Genomic DNA, 15,789 nt, shown 5'->3' with positions numbered 1-15,789 from the left:
CTAAGCGTGGCACAATAGATGCGCCGCGTGAAGACGCTGAGGAGGCAGACTGATGACTATGGCCCTTCCTGAGTGGTTCTATCCCGGCCCCCCCGGTGGCTGGACCGCCGACATGCTCGATCATCTTCCCCCCGGCGCGCCACGGCACGTCGAGCTGATCGATGGGTCACTGATCATGATGTCGCCGCAGACGCTCTTCCACCTGTACACGGTCGAGCTGATCAAGCAGTCCATCCAACCGCCCGCGCATCTGGAGGTCGTTCGCGAAATGACGGTCACTCTGGGCCTGCGCCAGCGGCCGGAGCCCGACATCCTCGTGGTAAACAGGTCGGCGACCACTTCAATGAAGCTCACCTCCTTCAAGCCGGAGGACGTGCACCTCGTGGTCGAGGTGGTCTCGGATGAGTCCAGGGAGCGGGACCGGACCACGAAGCCGATCAAATACTCGAACGCCGGAATCAAGTACTTCTGGCGGGTGGAAGAAGAAGGCGGGCTCCCGGTCGTCTACACCTTCGAGCTCGAGCCGACGGTCAGGGCCTACGTCCCCACCGGCATCCATCACAAGCGACTACAGACCAACATCGGATTCGACGTCGACATCGACCTCACGTTGGCACAGCGACGCGCCTAGGCGCGGCCCCACTCCCCGTAAACCAGCGCGGCGAGCTCGGCCTCCGTAGCGCCCTCATTGGCCTTGGCCTTGGTGGCCTGGGCCTGGGCTTTCGTGGGCAGCAGGCCGTCCAGCAGCACAGGCAGTGACAGTCGCCGCAGCAGCACCTCCGACTCCGAGATCCCGTACGGTCTGCGCGTCACCGCCACGTTCACCCGCAGCGCATGCTCGTTCCCCGGCGGAACGCCTGGACGATCGACCTCGATGGCCGAATACCGGAAGCCGTTCGCCAGGTTGCAGGCGGCGCACGAGGCCGGTCCCCTGCTGAGTCTGCCGCCGCATTCCGCACAGGTCAGGCGGTCGTAAGCGGCGTCGACCACGCGCCACGGATGCTTGTCGGGCTCGTCCACGACCATTTCGGCGATCAGACGCTCCTGCTCGAGCGGCTCGGCCGTGCCCTGCCCATGGTCGCGCTCGCACGGGGCTCCGCTGGTCACGCAAACTACCGCTCTCCGCCCCAGGCTCGCCGCGCTGTGTTTATGGTCGCGCTCGCACGGGGCTCCGCTGGTCACGCAAGCTACCGCTCTCCGCCCCAGGCTCGCCGCTCCGAACTCACGCTCGAGAAAGCCCCGCCAACCCTCCTCGACGATCTCGTCCACCAGCCCGGCACACCGGCCGCACCCAGGCGCACCGGCCGGCTCCCAGTGACCGCACATCCCGCATCGCCGCATGCCCGCACGCTACAAGCGGCTCCGGACCCGCCGCACCGCATTATCGGCCGCGGACTGCGGACCATCAGCGGGCCGGATAAATCGCTTGCGGCACCTGAACACACAGGCACGTTGATCGTTTGCCGCGACACGAAGGGAGGGTGAGACCGTGACGACGACTGTTCGCGTGCCGTTTTCCGCGTCCTCATTCCTTCCCACCGGGTGCTCATTGATCTGATCGACGTGCCGGTGGGCCTCACACCTGGAGCAATCCCACCGTGCCGAAGCACTCGCAGCACCGCACCCGCGGCAAGCACGCCCTCGACGCCGACGACATCGCATGGCTCGAGAGCACTCCCGACACCGCCATCGCCGATGACGGCCCGCCCGAGGGTGATCGCTGGTCCACCTGGGACCAGAGCACGCCCACCGAGAAGGGTCCCCGTCCATACCCCGACTGGCTGGTCACCGAGCTGGCAGCCGTCGACACCGAGCACGGCGTGCTCAAGACCGGCAAGGAAGCCGACGTCCACCTGATCTCCCGTGGCGTGCCGGGCACGGATCGGGTATGCCTGCTGGCCGCCAAGCGATACCGCTCCACCGAGCATCGCCTCTTCCATCGCGACTCCGGCTATCTGGAAGGCCGCAGGACTCGCGACAACCGCATGAACCGGGCCATGGCCAGCCGCACCGCGTTCGGGAGGCAGGCGATCGCCGCCCAGTGGGCGGTGGCCGAGTTCGGGGCGTTGTGCAGGCTGTGGGAGCTGGGGGTTCCGGTGCCGTACCCGGTGCAGATCGTGGGGACGGAGATCTTGCAGGAGTTCATCGGAACACCGGACGGGTACGCGGCCCCGCGCCTCGCCCAGGTGTCCGAAGGCCTCGACGACCTGTGGGAACAGCTGGTCGCCGCCATGGCCACGCTGGCCCGGGAAGGCCTCGCCCACGGCGACCTGTCTCCGTACAACCTGCTGGTCCACGACGGCAGGCTGGTGATCATCGACCTGCCGCAGATCGTGGACGTGATCGCCCACCCGGCCGGCCCGTCGTTCCTGGACCGCGACGCCCGTAACGTCGCCACCTGGTTCGCCGCCAAGGGCGTCCCCGCCGACCCGGACTCCCTCGCCGAGCTTCTACGTGCGGAGACCGGAATCATCCGCTAGAGGCGGCCCGCGTCGCGCGCGGCCTCCACGGCCCGCGCGACGCCAACCCAGCGTGGTTCTTCCCCTATGTAGACAAGCGTGCATTGGATCGCGAAGGCGGCAACCTTCCTACCGGAACTGAGTTCGAACTCAAGCCCGAAGCGACCTGGCCGCGTGTCGACGACCTCCCGAGCGGAAAAGGTGTGCGTCCGCCACGGATTGACCACACGTACGTGCCCGCCGGCCAACTCGACACGCGCATAGAACGCGGCCCACATCACTACGAGCAACACAACGAAAATGCCGGTCAGCCACGGCCATTGGTCGGCGGGCAGGCCCTCTTCCCACGTCGGGTTGAACCAGGACGGCGCGAGGAAGCCGGCCACAGGGAACGCGAGCGCGGCCACCGACAGGATGCGCACCCACCAACGGACACGCCATGCCTTCACAGCCGCCAGCTCCCCATCCAGACAGCGGCACGATTATCCTATCCGCCAGGCATCGCCGTCACTGTCACGGGCGGACCTCAGAAGGGCGGGCGAGTCAGGCCGAACCGTCGAGGGCAATCAGGGCGTCGATGGTGGCGCGGAGCCAGGCCAGCTCGGCCTGGCTGGTGGCGTGGGCGATGGTCAGCAGCCCCTGCCGGAACGGATCCCCGAACTCTTCGGCCGCCATCGGCCGGTCGCCGTCGTAGAAGAAGCTGGTCGGCTCTTCCAGGAACGCCAGCCGCCTGCGCAGCACGGCCCCCTGCTCCTTCGGCTCGTCCAGATGACGGAGGAACGCCAGCAGCGTGAACCACCGGTTCTCATCGCTGATGTCGAGATCGTCCGGCTCCCGCAGTCGCCGCTCCAGCTCCGCACGACCCTCGTCCGTCAGGTAGAGCATGCGCCGTGGCGCGGCCGCGGCCCCTGGCTCATCCTTCCTGACGAGCCATCCGGCCGCGGCCATCCGTTTGATCGCCGGGTAGAGCGTGCCATCGGCCACCGGGCGCACGTGCCCCATCAGGGCCGCCACACGTTTACGCAGGTCGTATCCGTGTAGTGGCCTATCTCTGAGGAACCCGAGTATCGCCAGCTCCAGCATGACGACGATCATACCTCGGGACCGATATATATTGGCCCCGATACATGAGGAGATCGCCATGCATGATGCCATCGTCCACCCCAGCGGCGCTCGCATGCGCTGGGTAGAGTTGCCGGGCGCGGAGCCGGCCCGTGTCTACGTTCACGGCCTCGGCGCCACCTCGGCCCCCTACTACGCGGAGGTCGCCGCCCATCCCCTCCTGGCGCGCCACCGCTCGCTCCTGATCGACCTGCTCGGTTTCGGCATCAGCGACCGGCCGCAGGACTTCCCCTACACACTCGAGGCCCATGCCGACGCGCTGGCCGAGGCGCTGGGCAAGGCCGGGGTCGCGGGTGCGTCGCTGATCGCCCACAGCATGGGCGGGGCGGTGGCCATCGTCCTGGCCGCTCACCACCCAGAGCTGGTCGCCAACCTGATCCTTGTGGACGCCAACCTCGACCCGTACTCCCCGATTCCCGTACGGCCCGGCAGCAACGGCATCGCGAGCTACACGGAGGAGGAGTTCGTCGCGCACGGGTGGAAGGAGGTGCGCGACCGGGTGGGGCCGCACTGGTGGTCCACGATGCGGCTGGCGGACCTGCGCGGTCTGCACCGCACGGCCGTCAGCCTCGCCCAAGGCACCGATCCCACGATGCGTGAGATGCTCAAGGCCCTGACGATCCCCCGCGCCTTCCTGCACCCGGAGGGCGACCCGCCGGAGGCGGCCGACGGCCTGCGCGCGGCCGGCGTCCAGGTGCTCGGCATCCCCGAGTCCGGTCACAACATCATGCTGGACAACCCGGAGGCCTTCGCCCAGACGCTCAGGACCCTTCTCCCATAAGTCCCTGTCGCGCCGACCGCCTCACAGCCGACCCGGCGTCGCGCAGTTGCACCACCGACCGGCCCGATGATCTCCCTGAGCACGTTTCCCCAGGCCAGGAGCCCCTACTGCACTCCGGCCTCGCGCATGTCCCTGAGCTCGCGCTTGAGCTCCTTGATCTCGTCGCGCAACCGGGCGGCCACCTCGAACTGCAGGTCGGCCGCGGACTGGTGCATCTGCTCGGTCAGCGACTCGATCAACGACTCCATCTGCGCCCGCGGCATCTCCCCGGCGATGGCCTTGGCGTGCTGCCCGACCGGCCGCGACGCGAACCCCGGCGTGGGCGCCTTGCCGCGCGACTGCTGACGGCCGCCGCCGCCCAGGAGCTTGTCGGTGTCGGCGTCCTCGCGCTGCAGCGAGTCCAGGATGTCGGCGATCTTCTTGCGCAGCGGCTGCGGGTCGATGCCGTTGGCCTGGTTGTAGGCGATCTGCTTGGCCCGCCGCCGGTTGGTCTCGTCGATCGCCCGCTCCATCGACGGGGTGACCTTGTCGGCGTACATGTGAACCTGGCCCGACACGTTACGGGCGGCGCGGCCGATGGTCTGGATCAGGGACGTCTCGGAGCGCAGGAAGCCCTCCTTGTCGGCGTCCAGGATCGCCACCAGCGACACCTCGGGCAGGTCGAGGCCCTCGCGCAGCAGGTTGATGCCGACGAGCACGTCGAACTCGCCGGTGCGCAGCTCGCGCAGCAGCTCGATGCGCCGCAGCGTGTCGACCTCGCTGTGCAGGTAGCGGACCCGGATGCCGAGCTCCAGGAGGTAGTCGGTCAAATCCTCGGACATCTTCTTCGTCAGCGTGGTGACCAGCACGCGCTCGTCGCGGTCCGCGCGGTCGCGGATCTCGTGGACCAGGTCGTCGATCTGCCCCTTGGTGGGCTTGACGACGATCTCGGGGTCGACCAGGCCGGTCGGGCGGATGACCTGCTCGACGACCTCGCCCTTGGCCCGCCCCAGCTCGTAGGGTCCCGGCGTGGCCGACAGGTAGACGGTCTGGCCGATGCGCTCCAGGAACTCCTCCCACTTCAGCGGCCGGTTGTCGAGCGCCGACGGCAGCCGGAACCCGTGCTCGACCAGCGTGCGCTTACGGGAGGCGTCGCCTTCGTACATGGCGCCGATCTGCGGCACCGTCTGGTGCGACTCGTCCAGGACCAGCACGAAGTCCTCGGGGAAGTAGTCGAGCAGCGTGTTGGGCGCGCTGCCGGGCTCGCGCCCGTCCATGTGGCGCGAGTAGTTTTCGATGCCGGAGCAGGTGCCGATCTGCCGCATCATCTCGATGTCGTAGGTGGTCCGCATCCGCAGCCGCTGCGCCTCCAGCAGCTTGCCCTGCCGCTCCAGCTCCGACAGCCGCTCGGCTAGCTCCGCCTCGATGCCCGTGACCGCGGCCGCCATGCGCGCCTCGCCGGCGACGTAGTGGGAGGCGGGGAAGATGTAGAGCTCCTCGTCCTCGGTGATGACCTCGCCGGTCAGCGGGTGCATGGTCGACAGCTTCTCGATCTCGTCGCCGAACATCTCGATGCGCACGGCGAGCTCCTCGTATTTCGGGATGATCTCGATCGTGTCGCCGCGCACCCGGAACGTGCCCCGAGTGAAGGCGAGGTCGTTGCGCGTGTACTGCATGTCGACCAGGCGGCGCAGCAGCTGGTCGCGGTCGACGTCCATGCCGACGCGCAGCCGGGCCATCCGGTCGACGTATTCCTGCGGCGTGCCCAGGCCGTAGATGCAGGACACGGAGGCGACCACGATCGTGTCCCTGCGGGTGAGCAGCGAGTTGGTGGCCGAGTGGCGCAGCCGCTCGACCTCGTCGTTGATCGAGGAGTCCTTCTCGATATAGGTGTCGCTCTGCGGGACGTACGCCTCGGGCTGGTAGTAGTCGTAGTAGGAGACGAAATATTCCACCGCGTTGTTGGGCAACATCTCCCGCAGCTCGTTGGCGAACTGGGCGGCGAGCGTCTTGTTGGGCTGCATGACCAGCGCGGGCCGCTGCAGCCGCTCGATCAGCCAGGCGATCGTGGCCGTCTTGCCGGTGCCGGTGGCGCCGAGCAGGACGTTGTCCTTCTCCCCGGCCTTGACGCGGCGCTCCAGCTCGGCGATGGCCGTGGGCTGGTCGCCAGAGGGAGTCATCTCGGTGACGACCTCGAACGGCGCCACCTTCCGCTGCAAATCTGTGACCGGTCGCATGTTGTCACTGTAGGCGGCGCGGCTGACAGAATCGGCTCTCAGGCCGTCCGCTCCCCGATCCGGGGGAACGGGGTGGTGGAGAAGACGACCTCGACGGGCACCTCGAAGTATTCGGCGATCTTCAGCGCCAGGTAAAGGCTCGGGCTGTACTCCCCCCGTTCCAGGTAACCGACGGTCTGGTAGTGCACGCCCAAGGCATCGGACAGCTGCCTGCGGGTCACGTTTCGCTCCGCGCGCAGCAGCGCGATGCGGTTGTAGACGGTCTCGCTCATCACCGCGTATCTTCTCAGCCGATCCGCTGGAGTGCCCAGTGGCGCCGCGCCTCCATCAGCGAGCCCGACTACCGCCGGGCCATCCTGCGTGGTCGCACCACGACTGCAGCACCACGCCCATCCTGGCCCGCCGGCGCTCGTCGGCGCGGACCGGCTCGGTGCCGAGCACCCACACGCGGCCCGCCGAGGGCGCGCGGAAGCCTTCCGGAACTCCATAGATAGCACACCTACTACGAAGCGCAATAGACCTGTGACAGGACATTGCAAGCGAACAGCAAGTCACACCCGATACGGTCGGATTCGCCTGTAGCGGAAAAGGAAGGTTCCATGTCACGACCCAGAGAGGCACTGATCCAGGCAGGTCAGGGCATAGCCCAAGCGGTCGCCCAAGGAGGTGATGTGCGACAGGCGATGGGCCAGGCCGTGGGACAGGTCGTCGACCAGGCGGGGCAACTGGCCGGCCAGGGCCGCGGCTTCGCGCTGAACCCGCACGACTTCGCCGCCGCGCGTGACGGGGGCGCCTCCGTCGGCACGCTCATCGAGGCCAGGACGGCGTCGCTGACCGAGGCCGGGGAGATCGTCAACCGCAGCTTCGCCGAGAACGGCATGCACGTCATCTCGCCCGTGGTGATCCCCAAGGGCAGCACCGCGAAGGTGATCGTGCCGCTGGGCATCCTGGTGGTGCTCGGCCTCATCGGCGCGCTCGGCAACGTCATCCCGAACACCGATCTGATCTTCGGGCCGCACTACTGGGTGGTGCTGGTCCTGGCCGCCGTGTTCCTGTGGTGGCGGCGCAGCGTGGTGATGGTGCCCGAGGGCTGCAAGGCGCTGATCACGCAGTTCGGCAAGCTGGTGCACATCGCGGACCCGGGCCGGGTGACGCTGTTCAACCCGTGGAAGCGGGTCAGCTACATCGTCAACACCACGCGCGAGTACCCGTTCAACGCGCCGATCAGCGAGGCCCCGACCCAGCAGGGCGTCAAGGCGAGCGTTGACCTGTTCCTGCAGTTCAGGATCGAGAACCCGGCGGAGTTCATCTTCGTGCTCGGCTCGGTCAGCGGCTTCCAGTCCAAGCTGCAGAACGCCATCAGCGAGGTCACCCGCTCCCTCATCTACGCCCAGCGAGCCGAGGAGATCTACGACCTGGTGGGCGAGAGCACACTCGGCATGCTGGAGAGCCTCAACCAGCAGTTCCTGCCCGCCGTACGGCTCACCGACGTGAACATCACCCACGCCGAGCCGTCCAGCCAGGAATACCGCATGGACCTGGCCGCCCCCGAGATGGTCAGGGTCGCCAAGGAGGCCTACACCTACGAGTACGAGCTCCAGCTGCGCAAGGAGCAGAACGAGGGCGACCTGATCAAGGAGCTGGCCGGGCTGCAGGAGACGCTGAGCGCCATCCAGGCGGAGATCGCCGGTTACCAGGCCCGCATGGACACCGCGCTCGAACGCGCCAGCCACCAGGCCAAGGCACAGGCCAGGCAGCGCCTGGTCGAGGCCGAGTCCACGGCCAACGCCAATGCCGCGCTCCTGGAGGCGCAGGCGCTGGACATCAGGGCGCTGTCGGCCGCCGAGGCGCCCGAGATCCTCGACTACCGCTTCCAGCAGGACCTGCTCAACAAGCTCGAGTCGGTCGCCACCAGGCTGCCTCAGGTGGTGCAGGTCGGCGAGCAGACCGACATCGACTTCCTGGCCCTGGCCCAGCAGCTCGTGGGCGGCAAGGGCACGGCGTTGTTCTCGGCCGAGGACATGGCCGCCATCCGCGGCAGGCTCGACGAGATCGGCGCCCGTGTGGAGAGCCGCGAGTCCGAGATCGCCGCCCTGCTCAAGAAGGCCGCCGCCGACGTGAGCGAGCCCCAGGCCCCGCCGGAGCCGGACGCGGACCTGGAGCGCACCGTCCAACGCCTGCTGCCCGGCAAGGGGGAGATCTGATGAGCCGCGAGTTCTCGAAGATCAAGGAGTCACTCGCCTCCTGGGGTGAGATCCGCCAGCTGCTGCGCGGCGGCGAGCAGGGGCAGCTCGTGCCCGTCGTGATCCCCAAGGACCGGCGCGGCTTCGCGTGGATGTCGCTGGTGTTCCTGGCGATCTACTTCGCCGGCATGGCGGCGCTGACCGACTTCACGATCATCGCGGCGCTGGTGGCGCTGGCCCTGCTGCTGCTGGCGGCGGTCACCATGTGGCGCAAGGCGATCATCGAGATCGAGGAGGGCACCACCGGCGTACGCAGCCGCTGGGGCGCCATCACCAGCACGCTCCCGCCGGGCCGCCACTACCTGTGGCTGCCGTGGGACCGGGTGGACGCGGTCGTGGACACCTCGACGGAGATCCCGTACTCGGCGCCGATCGTGGCCTGCCCGACGGCCGAGAACGTGCCGCTGAAGTCGATCGAGTTCTTTCTGAAGTTCCGCATCGTGGACCCGGTCGCGTTCGTGCGCACGATCGGCGCGGGCAACTTCGACCTGGTGCTGTCCAGCGCGGTGCAGGACGCGATCAGGCAGCGCAGCCGCAGGGTCAACACCGAGCGCGCGTACGACCTGCGCGGCTCCGACGTCGGCGACATGCAGGACGCGCTCAACCGTCAGCTCGGCCGCTACGGCGTGCGCATCACCGGCGCGAACATCCCCGACGTGCAGCTGCCGGACCAGTACCAGCAGCACCTGGCCACCCGCGAGAAGGTCGCCAAGGAGCTGTCGGCCTACGAGCGCGAGTGGGAGCTGACCCGCAAGCGCCGCATCGACACTCTGCTGATGGAGATCGAGCGCTCCAAGAAGACCCGTGACGCCCGCGTCGTCGAGGTCAAGGCCGCCCACAACAACGCGCGCAAGAACGTGGCGCGCATGCTGGAGGAGCAGGAGACCGAGGCGCAGCGGGTGACGTGGGAGATCGAGGCGCGGGGCAGGGCCGACCTGACCTCCGCCGAGAACGAGGCCAAGGCGCTGCGCCGGCTGGCCGAGTCGTACCGGGACAACCGGGCCGTGCTGCAGTACGAGCTGGCCCGTAAGCGCCTCGACGTGGGCGCCAAACTGGCGGAGAACGCACCCCAGGCGCTGGTCGTACGCACCCAGCAGGGGCAGGCGGACTCCGCGCTCTCCACCCTCCTCCTGGCCCAGTTGCTCCCCCGCATCTCGGGCACAGGAACCGGCCAAGTGAACGGCCACACACCTTCCGCATAGGAGAACCCCATGGTGTTCCGCAAGTTGATGGCCGCGTTCGGCGCGGGCGTCGAGGTTGACACGGTGTTGACCAACACGGGCGTGCGCCCCGGCGAGCCGCTGCGCGGCGTCGTGCACTTCCGCGGCGGCAACTCCGAATACAAGGTCGAGGGCATCTACATCGACCTGACCGCGGTGGTCGAGATCGAGTCGGGCGACAGCGAGTACAAGACGACCTACAGCTTCCTGCGCCAGCAGGTCGCGGGGACGTTCCAGCTCGCCAAGGGCGCGCAGCACCAGCAGCCGTTCGAGGTCATGATGCCGTGGGAGACGCCGATCAGCGCGATCGCCGGTCACCCGCTGCACGGGATGAAGCTGGGCGTGCAGACGGAGCTGGCGCTGGCGGGCGCGCTCGACAAGGGCGACCTCGACCCGCTGTTCGTCAGCCCGCTGCCGGCTCAGGAGCACGTGATCGGCGCGCTCGACCGGCTGGGCTTCCAGTTCAAGAAGGCCGACCTGGAGCGCGGCACGTTGTACGGCTCGACGATGCCGTTCTTCCAGGAGATCGAGTACTACGCCGGCGGGCAGTGGCGGCGCTACTTCAACGAGCTGGAGCTGACGTTCATCGCCGGGCCGCGGCAGATGGACGTCATCCTGGAGGCCGACAAGCGGGGCGGCTTCCTGACCTCCAGCCACGACGCCTACAACCGGTTCACGGTCCGCTACGACGACCCGCCTAACTCGGCGGACGCCGCCCTGCAGCGAGGCCTTGAGCAGATGGCCCGCCACCGCGGGTGGTTTTAGACGATCGTGACGGCCAGGAGGTGGCCGCTGACGCCCAGCAGGGACGGCTCGGACTCCAGGCGGCGGGCGGCGTCGAGCAGCAGCTCGCGCCGCTCGTCGTCGTCCAGCCAGTCATCGACGTCGCCATAGAGCCAGAACGCGCCCTCCAGGCCGTAGCGGCGCGGCTCGGGCAGGCCGGCGTCGGCGAACTCGCCCAGGATCTCGTCGGGTTCGTGGAGGTAACCGCGGAACCCCATCTCCCGGGGAGAGATGATCAGGCCTGTCTCGAGCGCGTGGTACTCGGCCACCCGGTGCTCATCGCGCGTGAGGTACCCGCGGTAGACGCTGTCGTGGAGGGCGGCGTAGCGGCTGATGAAGGCCGCCACGACCAGCCCGCCGGGGCGCACGGCGCGGCGGGCCTCTGACAGGGCGCGGACCCGGTCGGCCCGCTCGGGCAGATGGTAGAGCGGGCCGAGCAGCAGCGCCGCGTCCGCCTCGCCGTCAGGAACCGGCAGGTCGCGGGCGTCGCCGAGGCGCGCTGTCACGCCGGGCAGCGCCGAGGCCTCCCGCACGTGCAGCGGCACGGGGTCGATCAGCTCGACCACATACCCCTCCGCCGCCAGCCATTCGGCGTGCACGCCCGTGCCGCCGCCCACGTCGAGCACCCGGGCGGGCGCCGGCGGAAGCGTGCGCAGGAGCACATCACGCGTGCGCAGGAACTCCAGCCGGTTGCGGCCGTGCCGCAACCTGGTCAGCTCACCGCCGCGTTCGTAGTAGCCGAGGACGGCTGGATCCACGATCATGCCCAGGAATCCTACAGAGCGGCCCTGATCGGACTCGAAGCAATATTCCCCGGTACCTTTCGCCAGATGATCGTTCTCTGGTGGTCGCGTGGCGCGGTCGTTACCATAACCTCGGGAACTGACTGATCGTCGAACGGCGGGGCGAACGATGACACGGTTCACGGCGGCGGTGAAAAGAGTCGCCCCATGGGCGGCGCGCAACGCCGACGGCGCCATCGCGCTCGGCCTGGCCATCGTGGTCGGCGTGCTCGGCATCATGCCCGACCGGATCTTCGGCAAGGATGGCGAGAAGATCCAGGACGATCTCGTCAGCGCCGCGACCCTGGTCATGCTCGCGCTCGTGGCCACCGCGCTGCTGCGCGACCGCGCCCGCCAGGCCCCCGTCGAGAAGACGATCACCTCGGGCGTCCTGGCCGAGCTGCCGGTGCGGCTGGCCCGCCTGGAGCAGATCGAGACGCTGGCCCACAGCACCCGCCGCGCCCTGGACGCGCTGCAGCTGGTCCGGGTGCTGGGCAGCCGGCAGGAGATCGCCCAGTCGCACGCCGAGGCCCGCAAGGACACCGTCAGGTGGAGCTTCAAGGGCGGCACCGGCACCTACCTGCGCGCGGTCACGCTCCCCGCCTGCGTGGCGGCGGCGCGCAGGGACAAGCGCCACCTCACGGTCAGGATCGAGGTGATCGACCCGGCCGACGCCGAGGTGTGCGAGGCATACGCCCACTACCGCCGCTCGTTGTCCGACGTGCCCGACGGCACCGGCGAGACGTGGACGACCGACCGGGTCAGGAAGGAGTCGTACGCGACGATCCTGGCCGCCTTCTGGCATCGGCAGCGCTACGGCCTGCTCGACATCGCGGTGGGCCTGTCGCGGACGATGACGACGTTCCGCTGGGACCTGTCCACCACCCGCCTGATCATGACGGTCGAGGATCCGAACATGGCGATGACGGCGCTGGCGGGCACGTTCTACTACGAAAACTGCGACACCGAGTTGCGGCTCAGCTTCGAGCAGGCCCGGCGGGTGCCCCTGGAGATGTACAAGAAGGCGCCGCTGAGCGACGAGCCGACCATCGAGGAGGTGCAGGAGTTGTTCGAGCGCATCGGGATGCCCCTGCCCAAGTCCTACAACGGCCATGACGTCGTGGACATCGCCCGCAAGGCGTTGCGCGCGGTGGATCCGTATGGTGAGGCGCATCCAGCGGCTCACCGGCGAGACGGCACGTAAGTACGGGGGGCCATGAGCTACCACGGAGTGCATCGGCTGTTACGCGAGGGCCGGGCCCGGTCGTGGGCCCTTGAGGTGCTGGCGGGTCCGGTGACCGCGGTGCGCCACCCGCTCGGCTTCGTCTGCCTGCCGCTGGAGCGGGACGAAGCTCGCGGCGGCGAAGGGGTATGCCTGCACCTGTGGTCCGACTCGCTCGCGCACGCCGAGAGCACGACCTCACAGATCCACTGCCACAGCTGGGACCTGGTGAGTCACGTGCTCTACGGGCAGATGCGCAACGTGCACGCGGTGGTCAGCGACGCCGGCGCGGACGCCACCCATCGGGTCTTCGAGGTCGTCAGCGGGGCCGACGGCGACCGCATCTCGCCGACCGGCCGCACCGTGCGGCACGCGACCGGCCTGGTGGAGGTGTTCGGCCCCGGCGACACCTACACGCTGCCGTCCGGCCGCTTCCACAGCAGCGTCGTCCCCGAGGGCGGCGAGGCGGCCACGATCGCGCTGGGCCGCGGCCGGCCCGGCAGCCGCGACCTGTCGCTCGGCCCGCTGGGCGCCGGGCCGCACCACGTGTCCAGGCAGCCGCTGGACCGCGACGAGACGGCCCTGGCCGTACGACTGATCACCGCGCACCTGACCTGAGAGGCACCTGATGGACCTGGACCACGCTCGCACGGTCGCCGTCGAAGCCGCCGAGGCCGCCGGGGCCCTGCTCCTTGCGGGCACGCGCGGCGCGGTCGGGGTGCGCGCCAAGGGCGGGGCGGGCGACGTGGTCACCGATCTCGACCTGGCCTCGGAGAAGCTGCTGCTGGAGCGCATCCTGACCGTCTATCCCTCGCACGCGGTGATCGCCGAGGAGTCGGGGCTGGTCGGCGCGGCGGGCGGCGAGTGGACGTGGCTGGTCGATCCACTGGACGGCACCAACAACGTGGCGATCGGGCTGTCGGCGTTCGTGGTGGGGGTGGGGCTGTGCCGGGACGGGCTGCCGGTGCTGGGCGTGGTGCACGATCCGGTCTCCGCCCAGACGTGGTCGGCCGTCAGGGGGCGTGGCGCGCTCTCTTCGGAAGGGGTGCGCCTGGCGCCGCCGTACGCGCCGCGCCCGCACGGGCCGCTGCTGGCCTGGACTCAGGGGCACGGAGTGAGCAGAGGCGACGCGACTGTGCGCGCGCTGAAGCAGGCTCTGGAGCTCCACGCGCGCAGGGTGCTGCAGCTGTGGGCGCCGCTGCTGTCGTGGGCGATGCTGGCACGCGGCGACATCGACGGCATCGTCGGCTACCAGGCCGAGCTGGTGGACCTGCCGGCGGGCGCGCTGCTCGCCCAGGAGGCCGGCATCGAGATCAGGACGCTGGACGGCGGCCCGTTCGAGGCGTGCATCGACACCACGGCCGAGCAGCGCAGTTTCGTCGCCGCACACCCGCGTGCCATCCCCGGGCTCCTCGCACTCGTCCAGTGAGGAAAAGTACGCGAATAATGTGTGTCGAATGTCGATGAGTTCCTCCGCCGTTCGACGTCTATTTAGAGGAAGCCGGACAACGGCACTTCGCTAGAGGAGCCCGACATGATGACCACGACCGAGCTGGCGCAGGTGCTCTTCACGACCATCCTGCAGCCGTCCGACGAGTTGTCCCCGTGCCAGATCCGCGAGGCCGTGGACGAGCGGCTGTGCGCGTGTGGCGGCGACCCCGCGTGGTGCGCGGCGTACGTGGCACAGGAAGCCGGCGACCACCCCGAGACGTACGTGGTGCGGATGCGCTGGGCGCTGACCGCCGTCGCCGGCGCCTACGCCCTGGCCGCCGCCTGACGGCTCAGCCGAACGCGACCAGCGCCCACACCGTGGCGACCAGCCCCACGACGGCCAGCCCTGCGCCGGTGAGCAGGAAGCGGCGCATCGGCACCTTGACCCCGTGGCGGCGGCACGACTCGAACCACAGCAGGGTGGCCAGCGACGCCCACGGCGTCACGACCGGCCCCACGTTGGTGCCGACCAGCAGGGACAGCAGACGGTCCCGCTCGGCGGCCGGGATGACGGTCTCGACCGCCTGGTAGGCGGGCAGATTGTTGATCACGTTGGACAGCCCGGCGCCCACGGCGGCCGTGCGGTAGGGATCACCGCCGGCGCCGACCATCCATGCCATCAGGTCCGACAGACCGTTCCTGCTCAGCATCGGCACGACCAGGAACAGCCCGGTCACGAGGATCACCAGCTGCCACGGGAAAAGGCTCCAGGTCAGACGCTCGCGGGCGCGCAGCAGGAAGGCTCCCACCACGATCGCGGCGGCCGTGGTGGCGGCGACCGCGACATGCGCCTTGAGCAGCAGCATCACGATGAACAGCAGGCATCCGGCCGAGGCGGCCGCGAACAGCACCCGGTCGGCGACCGGCTCCACCACCGGCGGCGTGTACCGCAGGTCGCGCCGCTCGCCCCGGCGCCAGAAGAACACCCACAGGAACACCATCGTCACCGCGATGGAGGCGATCTGTGGCGCCCACATGCGGGCGGCGAACTGCTGGGCGTCGAGGCCGATCTTCTCCATGCCGAGAAGATTCGTCAGGTTGGAGACGGGCAGCAGCAGGCTCGCCGTGTTGGCCAGCCAGATCGTGGTCATGGCCAGGGGCAGGGCGGCGATGCGGGCCTTGGGCGCCAGGGCGAGCATGACGGGGGTGAGGAGCACCGCCGTGGTGTCCAAGTTCAGAAATATCGTGACAAAAGACGCGAAAGCGACACAAAGAAAAAAGAGCGCAGCGTAATTGCCACGGCCCAGCACCGCCATCCTGGCCGCGATGGCGTCGAAGACCTGGGCCTCCTTGGTGAGCTCGGCCAGCACGATGATGGCGACCAGGAAGATCAGCAGCGGGCCGATGTCGTCCAGGCTCTCAGCCGCGGCCTCCCAAGGCAGCAGCCCGACCGGCACCGAGACCACACCCAGAACGAGCAGCCCGATCCTGATCCAGTCGAGCACCCCAAAACGCCGCCACACCCGTCGA

17 protein-coding genes are annotated in these 15,789 nt (G+C 68.9%); 10 read left to right on the top strand and 7 right to left on the bottom strand.

Annotated elements, in window-relative coordinates; all coding sequences use genetic code 11:
- The first annotated feature begins 52 nt into the window (after positions 1 to 52).
- Positions 53 to 631 carry a Uma2 family endonuclease gene (locus ACTWQA_RS26790; protein WP_443161829.1) on the top strand — a complete coding sequence of 193 codons (579 nt, stop codon included), beginning with the start codon at positions 53 to 55 and terminating at the stop codon, positions 629 to 631.
- Here the strand turns inward: ACTWQA_RS26790 and ACTWQA_RS26785 are convergent.
- Positions 628 to 1,107, bottom strand: coding sequence for a hypothetical protein (locus ACTWQA_RS26785; RefSeq protein ID WP_443161828.1), 480 nt, complete (start codon positions 1,105 to 1,107; stop codon positions 628 to 630). The two genes, ACTWQA_RS26790 and ACTWQA_RS26785, sit on opposite strands and share 4 nt — an antisense overlap.
- 491 nt (positions 1,108 to 1,598) lie before the next feature.
- Between ACTWQA_RS26785 and ACTWQA_RS26780 the strand changes: the two genes are divergently transcribed.
- Positions 1,599 to 2,480 carry a serine protein kinase RIO gene (locus ACTWQA_RS26780; RefSeq protein WP_443161827.1) on the top strand — a complete coding sequence of 294 codons (882 nt, stop codon included), beginning with the start codon at positions 1,599 to 1,601 and terminating at the stop codon, positions 2,478 to 2,480.
- On the opposite strand, the gene ACTWQA_RS26775 is transcribed toward ACTWQA_RS26780, so the two are convergent.
- A complete protein-coding gene (locus ACTWQA_RS26775; RefSeq protein WP_443161826.1) occupies positions 2,477 to 2,908 on the bottom strand; it encodes a hypothetical protein in 432 nt (143 codons plus the stop codon). The genes ACTWQA_RS26780 and ACTWQA_RS26775 overlap by 4 nt on opposite strands.
- Positions 2,909 to 3,002: 94 nt before the next feature.
- Complete coding sequence (locus ACTWQA_RS26770; RefSeq protein ID WP_443161825.1) at positions 3,003 to 3,542, bottom strand: PadR family transcriptional regulator; 540 nt, start codon at positions 3,540 to 3,542, stop codon at positions 3,003 to 3,005.
- A gap of 58 nt (positions 3,543 to 3,600) precedes the next feature.
- Here ACTWQA_RS26770 and ACTWQA_RS26765 point away from each other — a divergent pair, with 58 nt between their 5' ends.
- Positions 3,601 to 4,362, top strand: a complete 762-nt coding sequence (locus ACTWQA_RS26765) for an alpha/beta fold hydrolase (protein ID WP_443161824.1) — start codon at positions 3,601 to 3,603, stop codon at positions 4,360 to 4,362.
- 104 nt (positions 4,363 to 4,466) lie between these two features.
- On the opposite strand, the gene uvrB is transcribed toward ACTWQA_RS26765, so the two are convergent.
- Together uvrB and ACTWQA_RS26755 are read right to left on the bottom strand one after the other, a co-directional pair.
- Positions 4,467 to 6,578 carry an excinuclease ABC subunit UvrB gene (uvrB, locus tag ACTWQA_RS26760; RefSeq protein ID WP_327583077.1) on the bottom strand — a complete coding sequence of 704 codons (2,112 nt, stop codon included), beginning with the start codon at positions 6,576 to 6,578 and terminating at the stop codon, positions 4,467 to 4,469.
- A 38-nt stretch (positions 6,579 to 6,616) separates the two neighbouring features.
- Positions 6,617 to 6,850, bottom strand: coding sequence for a helix-turn-helix transcriptional regulator (locus ACTWQA_RS26755; protein ID WP_443161823.1), 234 nt, complete (start codon positions 6,848 to 6,850; stop codon positions 6,617 to 6,619).
- Positions 6,851 to 7,177: 327 nt separating this feature from the next.
- Here ACTWQA_RS26755 and ACTWQA_RS26750 point away from each other — a divergent pair, with 327 nt between their 5' ends.
- From ACTWQA_RS26750 to ACTWQA_RS26740, 3 genes are read left to right on the top strand one after another with little or no spacing between them, the layout of a single operon-like run.
- Positions 7,178 to 8,782 carry an SPFH domain-containing protein gene (locus ACTWQA_RS26750; RefSeq protein ID WP_327583078.1) on the top strand — a complete coding sequence of 535 codons (1,605 nt, stop codon included), beginning with the start codon at positions 7,178 to 7,180 and terminating at the stop codon, positions 8,780 to 8,782.
- On the top strand, positions 8,782 to 10,023 hold the full coding sequence (locus ACTWQA_RS26745) for an SPFH domain-containing protein (protein ID WP_327583079.1): 1,242 nt from the start codon (positions 8,782 to 8,784) through the stop codon (positions 10,021 to 10,023). The genes ACTWQA_RS26750 and ACTWQA_RS26745 overlap by 1 nt, the downstream gene beginning before the upstream one ends.
- A 9-nt stretch (positions 10,024 to 10,032) precedes the next feature.
- On the top strand, positions 10,033 to 10,806 hold the full coding sequence (locus ACTWQA_RS26740) for a sporulation protein (protein WP_443161822.1): 774 nt from the start codon (positions 10,033 to 10,035) through the stop codon (positions 10,804 to 10,806).
- On the opposite strand, the gene ACTWQA_RS26735 is transcribed toward ACTWQA_RS26740, so the two are convergent.
- A complete protein-coding gene (locus ACTWQA_RS26735; protein ID WP_443161821.1) occupies positions 10,803 to 11,588 on the bottom strand; it encodes a class I SAM-dependent methyltransferase in 786 nt (261 codons plus the stop codon). The two genes, ACTWQA_RS26740 and ACTWQA_RS26735, sit on opposite strands and share 4 nt — an antisense overlap.
- A 148-nt stretch (positions 11,589 to 11,736) precedes the next feature.
- On the opposite strand from ACTWQA_RS26735, the gene ACTWQA_RS26730 reads away from it, so the two are divergent.
- From ACTWQA_RS26730 to ACTWQA_RS26715, 4 genes are all read left to right on the top strand, one after another.
- Positions 11,737 to 12,810, top strand: a complete 1,074-nt coding sequence (locus tag ACTWQA_RS26730) for a hypothetical protein (RefSeq protein WP_443161820.1) — start codon at positions 11,737 to 11,739, stop codon at positions 12,808 to 12,810.
- Positions 12,811 to 12,822: 12 nt separating this feature from the next.
- On the top strand, positions 12,823 to 13,446 hold the full coding sequence (locus ACTWQA_RS26725; RefSeq protein WP_443161819.1) for a hypothetical protein: 624 nt from the start codon (positions 12,823 to 12,825) through the stop codon (positions 13,444 to 13,446).
- Positions 13,447 to 13,456: 10 nt separating this feature from the next.
- Entirely contained in the window at positions 13,457 to 14,257 is an 801-nt protein-coding gene (locus ACTWQA_RS26720) for an inositol monophosphatase family protein (RefSeq protein WP_443161818.1), read from the top strand.
- A gap of 105 nt (positions 14,258 to 14,362) precedes the next feature.
- Complete coding sequence (locus ACTWQA_RS26715; RefSeq protein ID WP_443161817.1) at positions 14,363 to 14,605, top strand: hypothetical protein; 243 nt, start codon at positions 14,363 to 14,365, stop codon at positions 14,603 to 14,605.
- 4 nt (positions 14,606 to 14,609) lie between these two features.
- Here the strand turns inward: ACTWQA_RS26715 and ACTWQA_RS26710 are convergent, their stop codons facing one another.
- On the bottom strand, positions 14,610 to 15,782 hold the full coding sequence (locus ACTWQA_RS26710) for an SLC13 family permease (protein ID WP_443161816.1): 1,173 nt from the start codon (positions 15,780 to 15,782) through the stop codon (positions 14,610 to 14,612).
- Positions 15,783 to 15,789 lie beyond the last annotated feature (7 nt).

This window comes from Nonomuraea sp. 10N515B (assembly GCF_052245915.1).
Taxonomy (GTDB): Bacteria; Actinomycetota; Actinomycetes; order Streptosporangiales; family Streptosporangiaceae; genus Nonomuraea.
The sequence above is the reverse complement of the archived record's forward strand: the minus strand, read 5'-3'. Positions and strand labels throughout refer to the sequence as shown.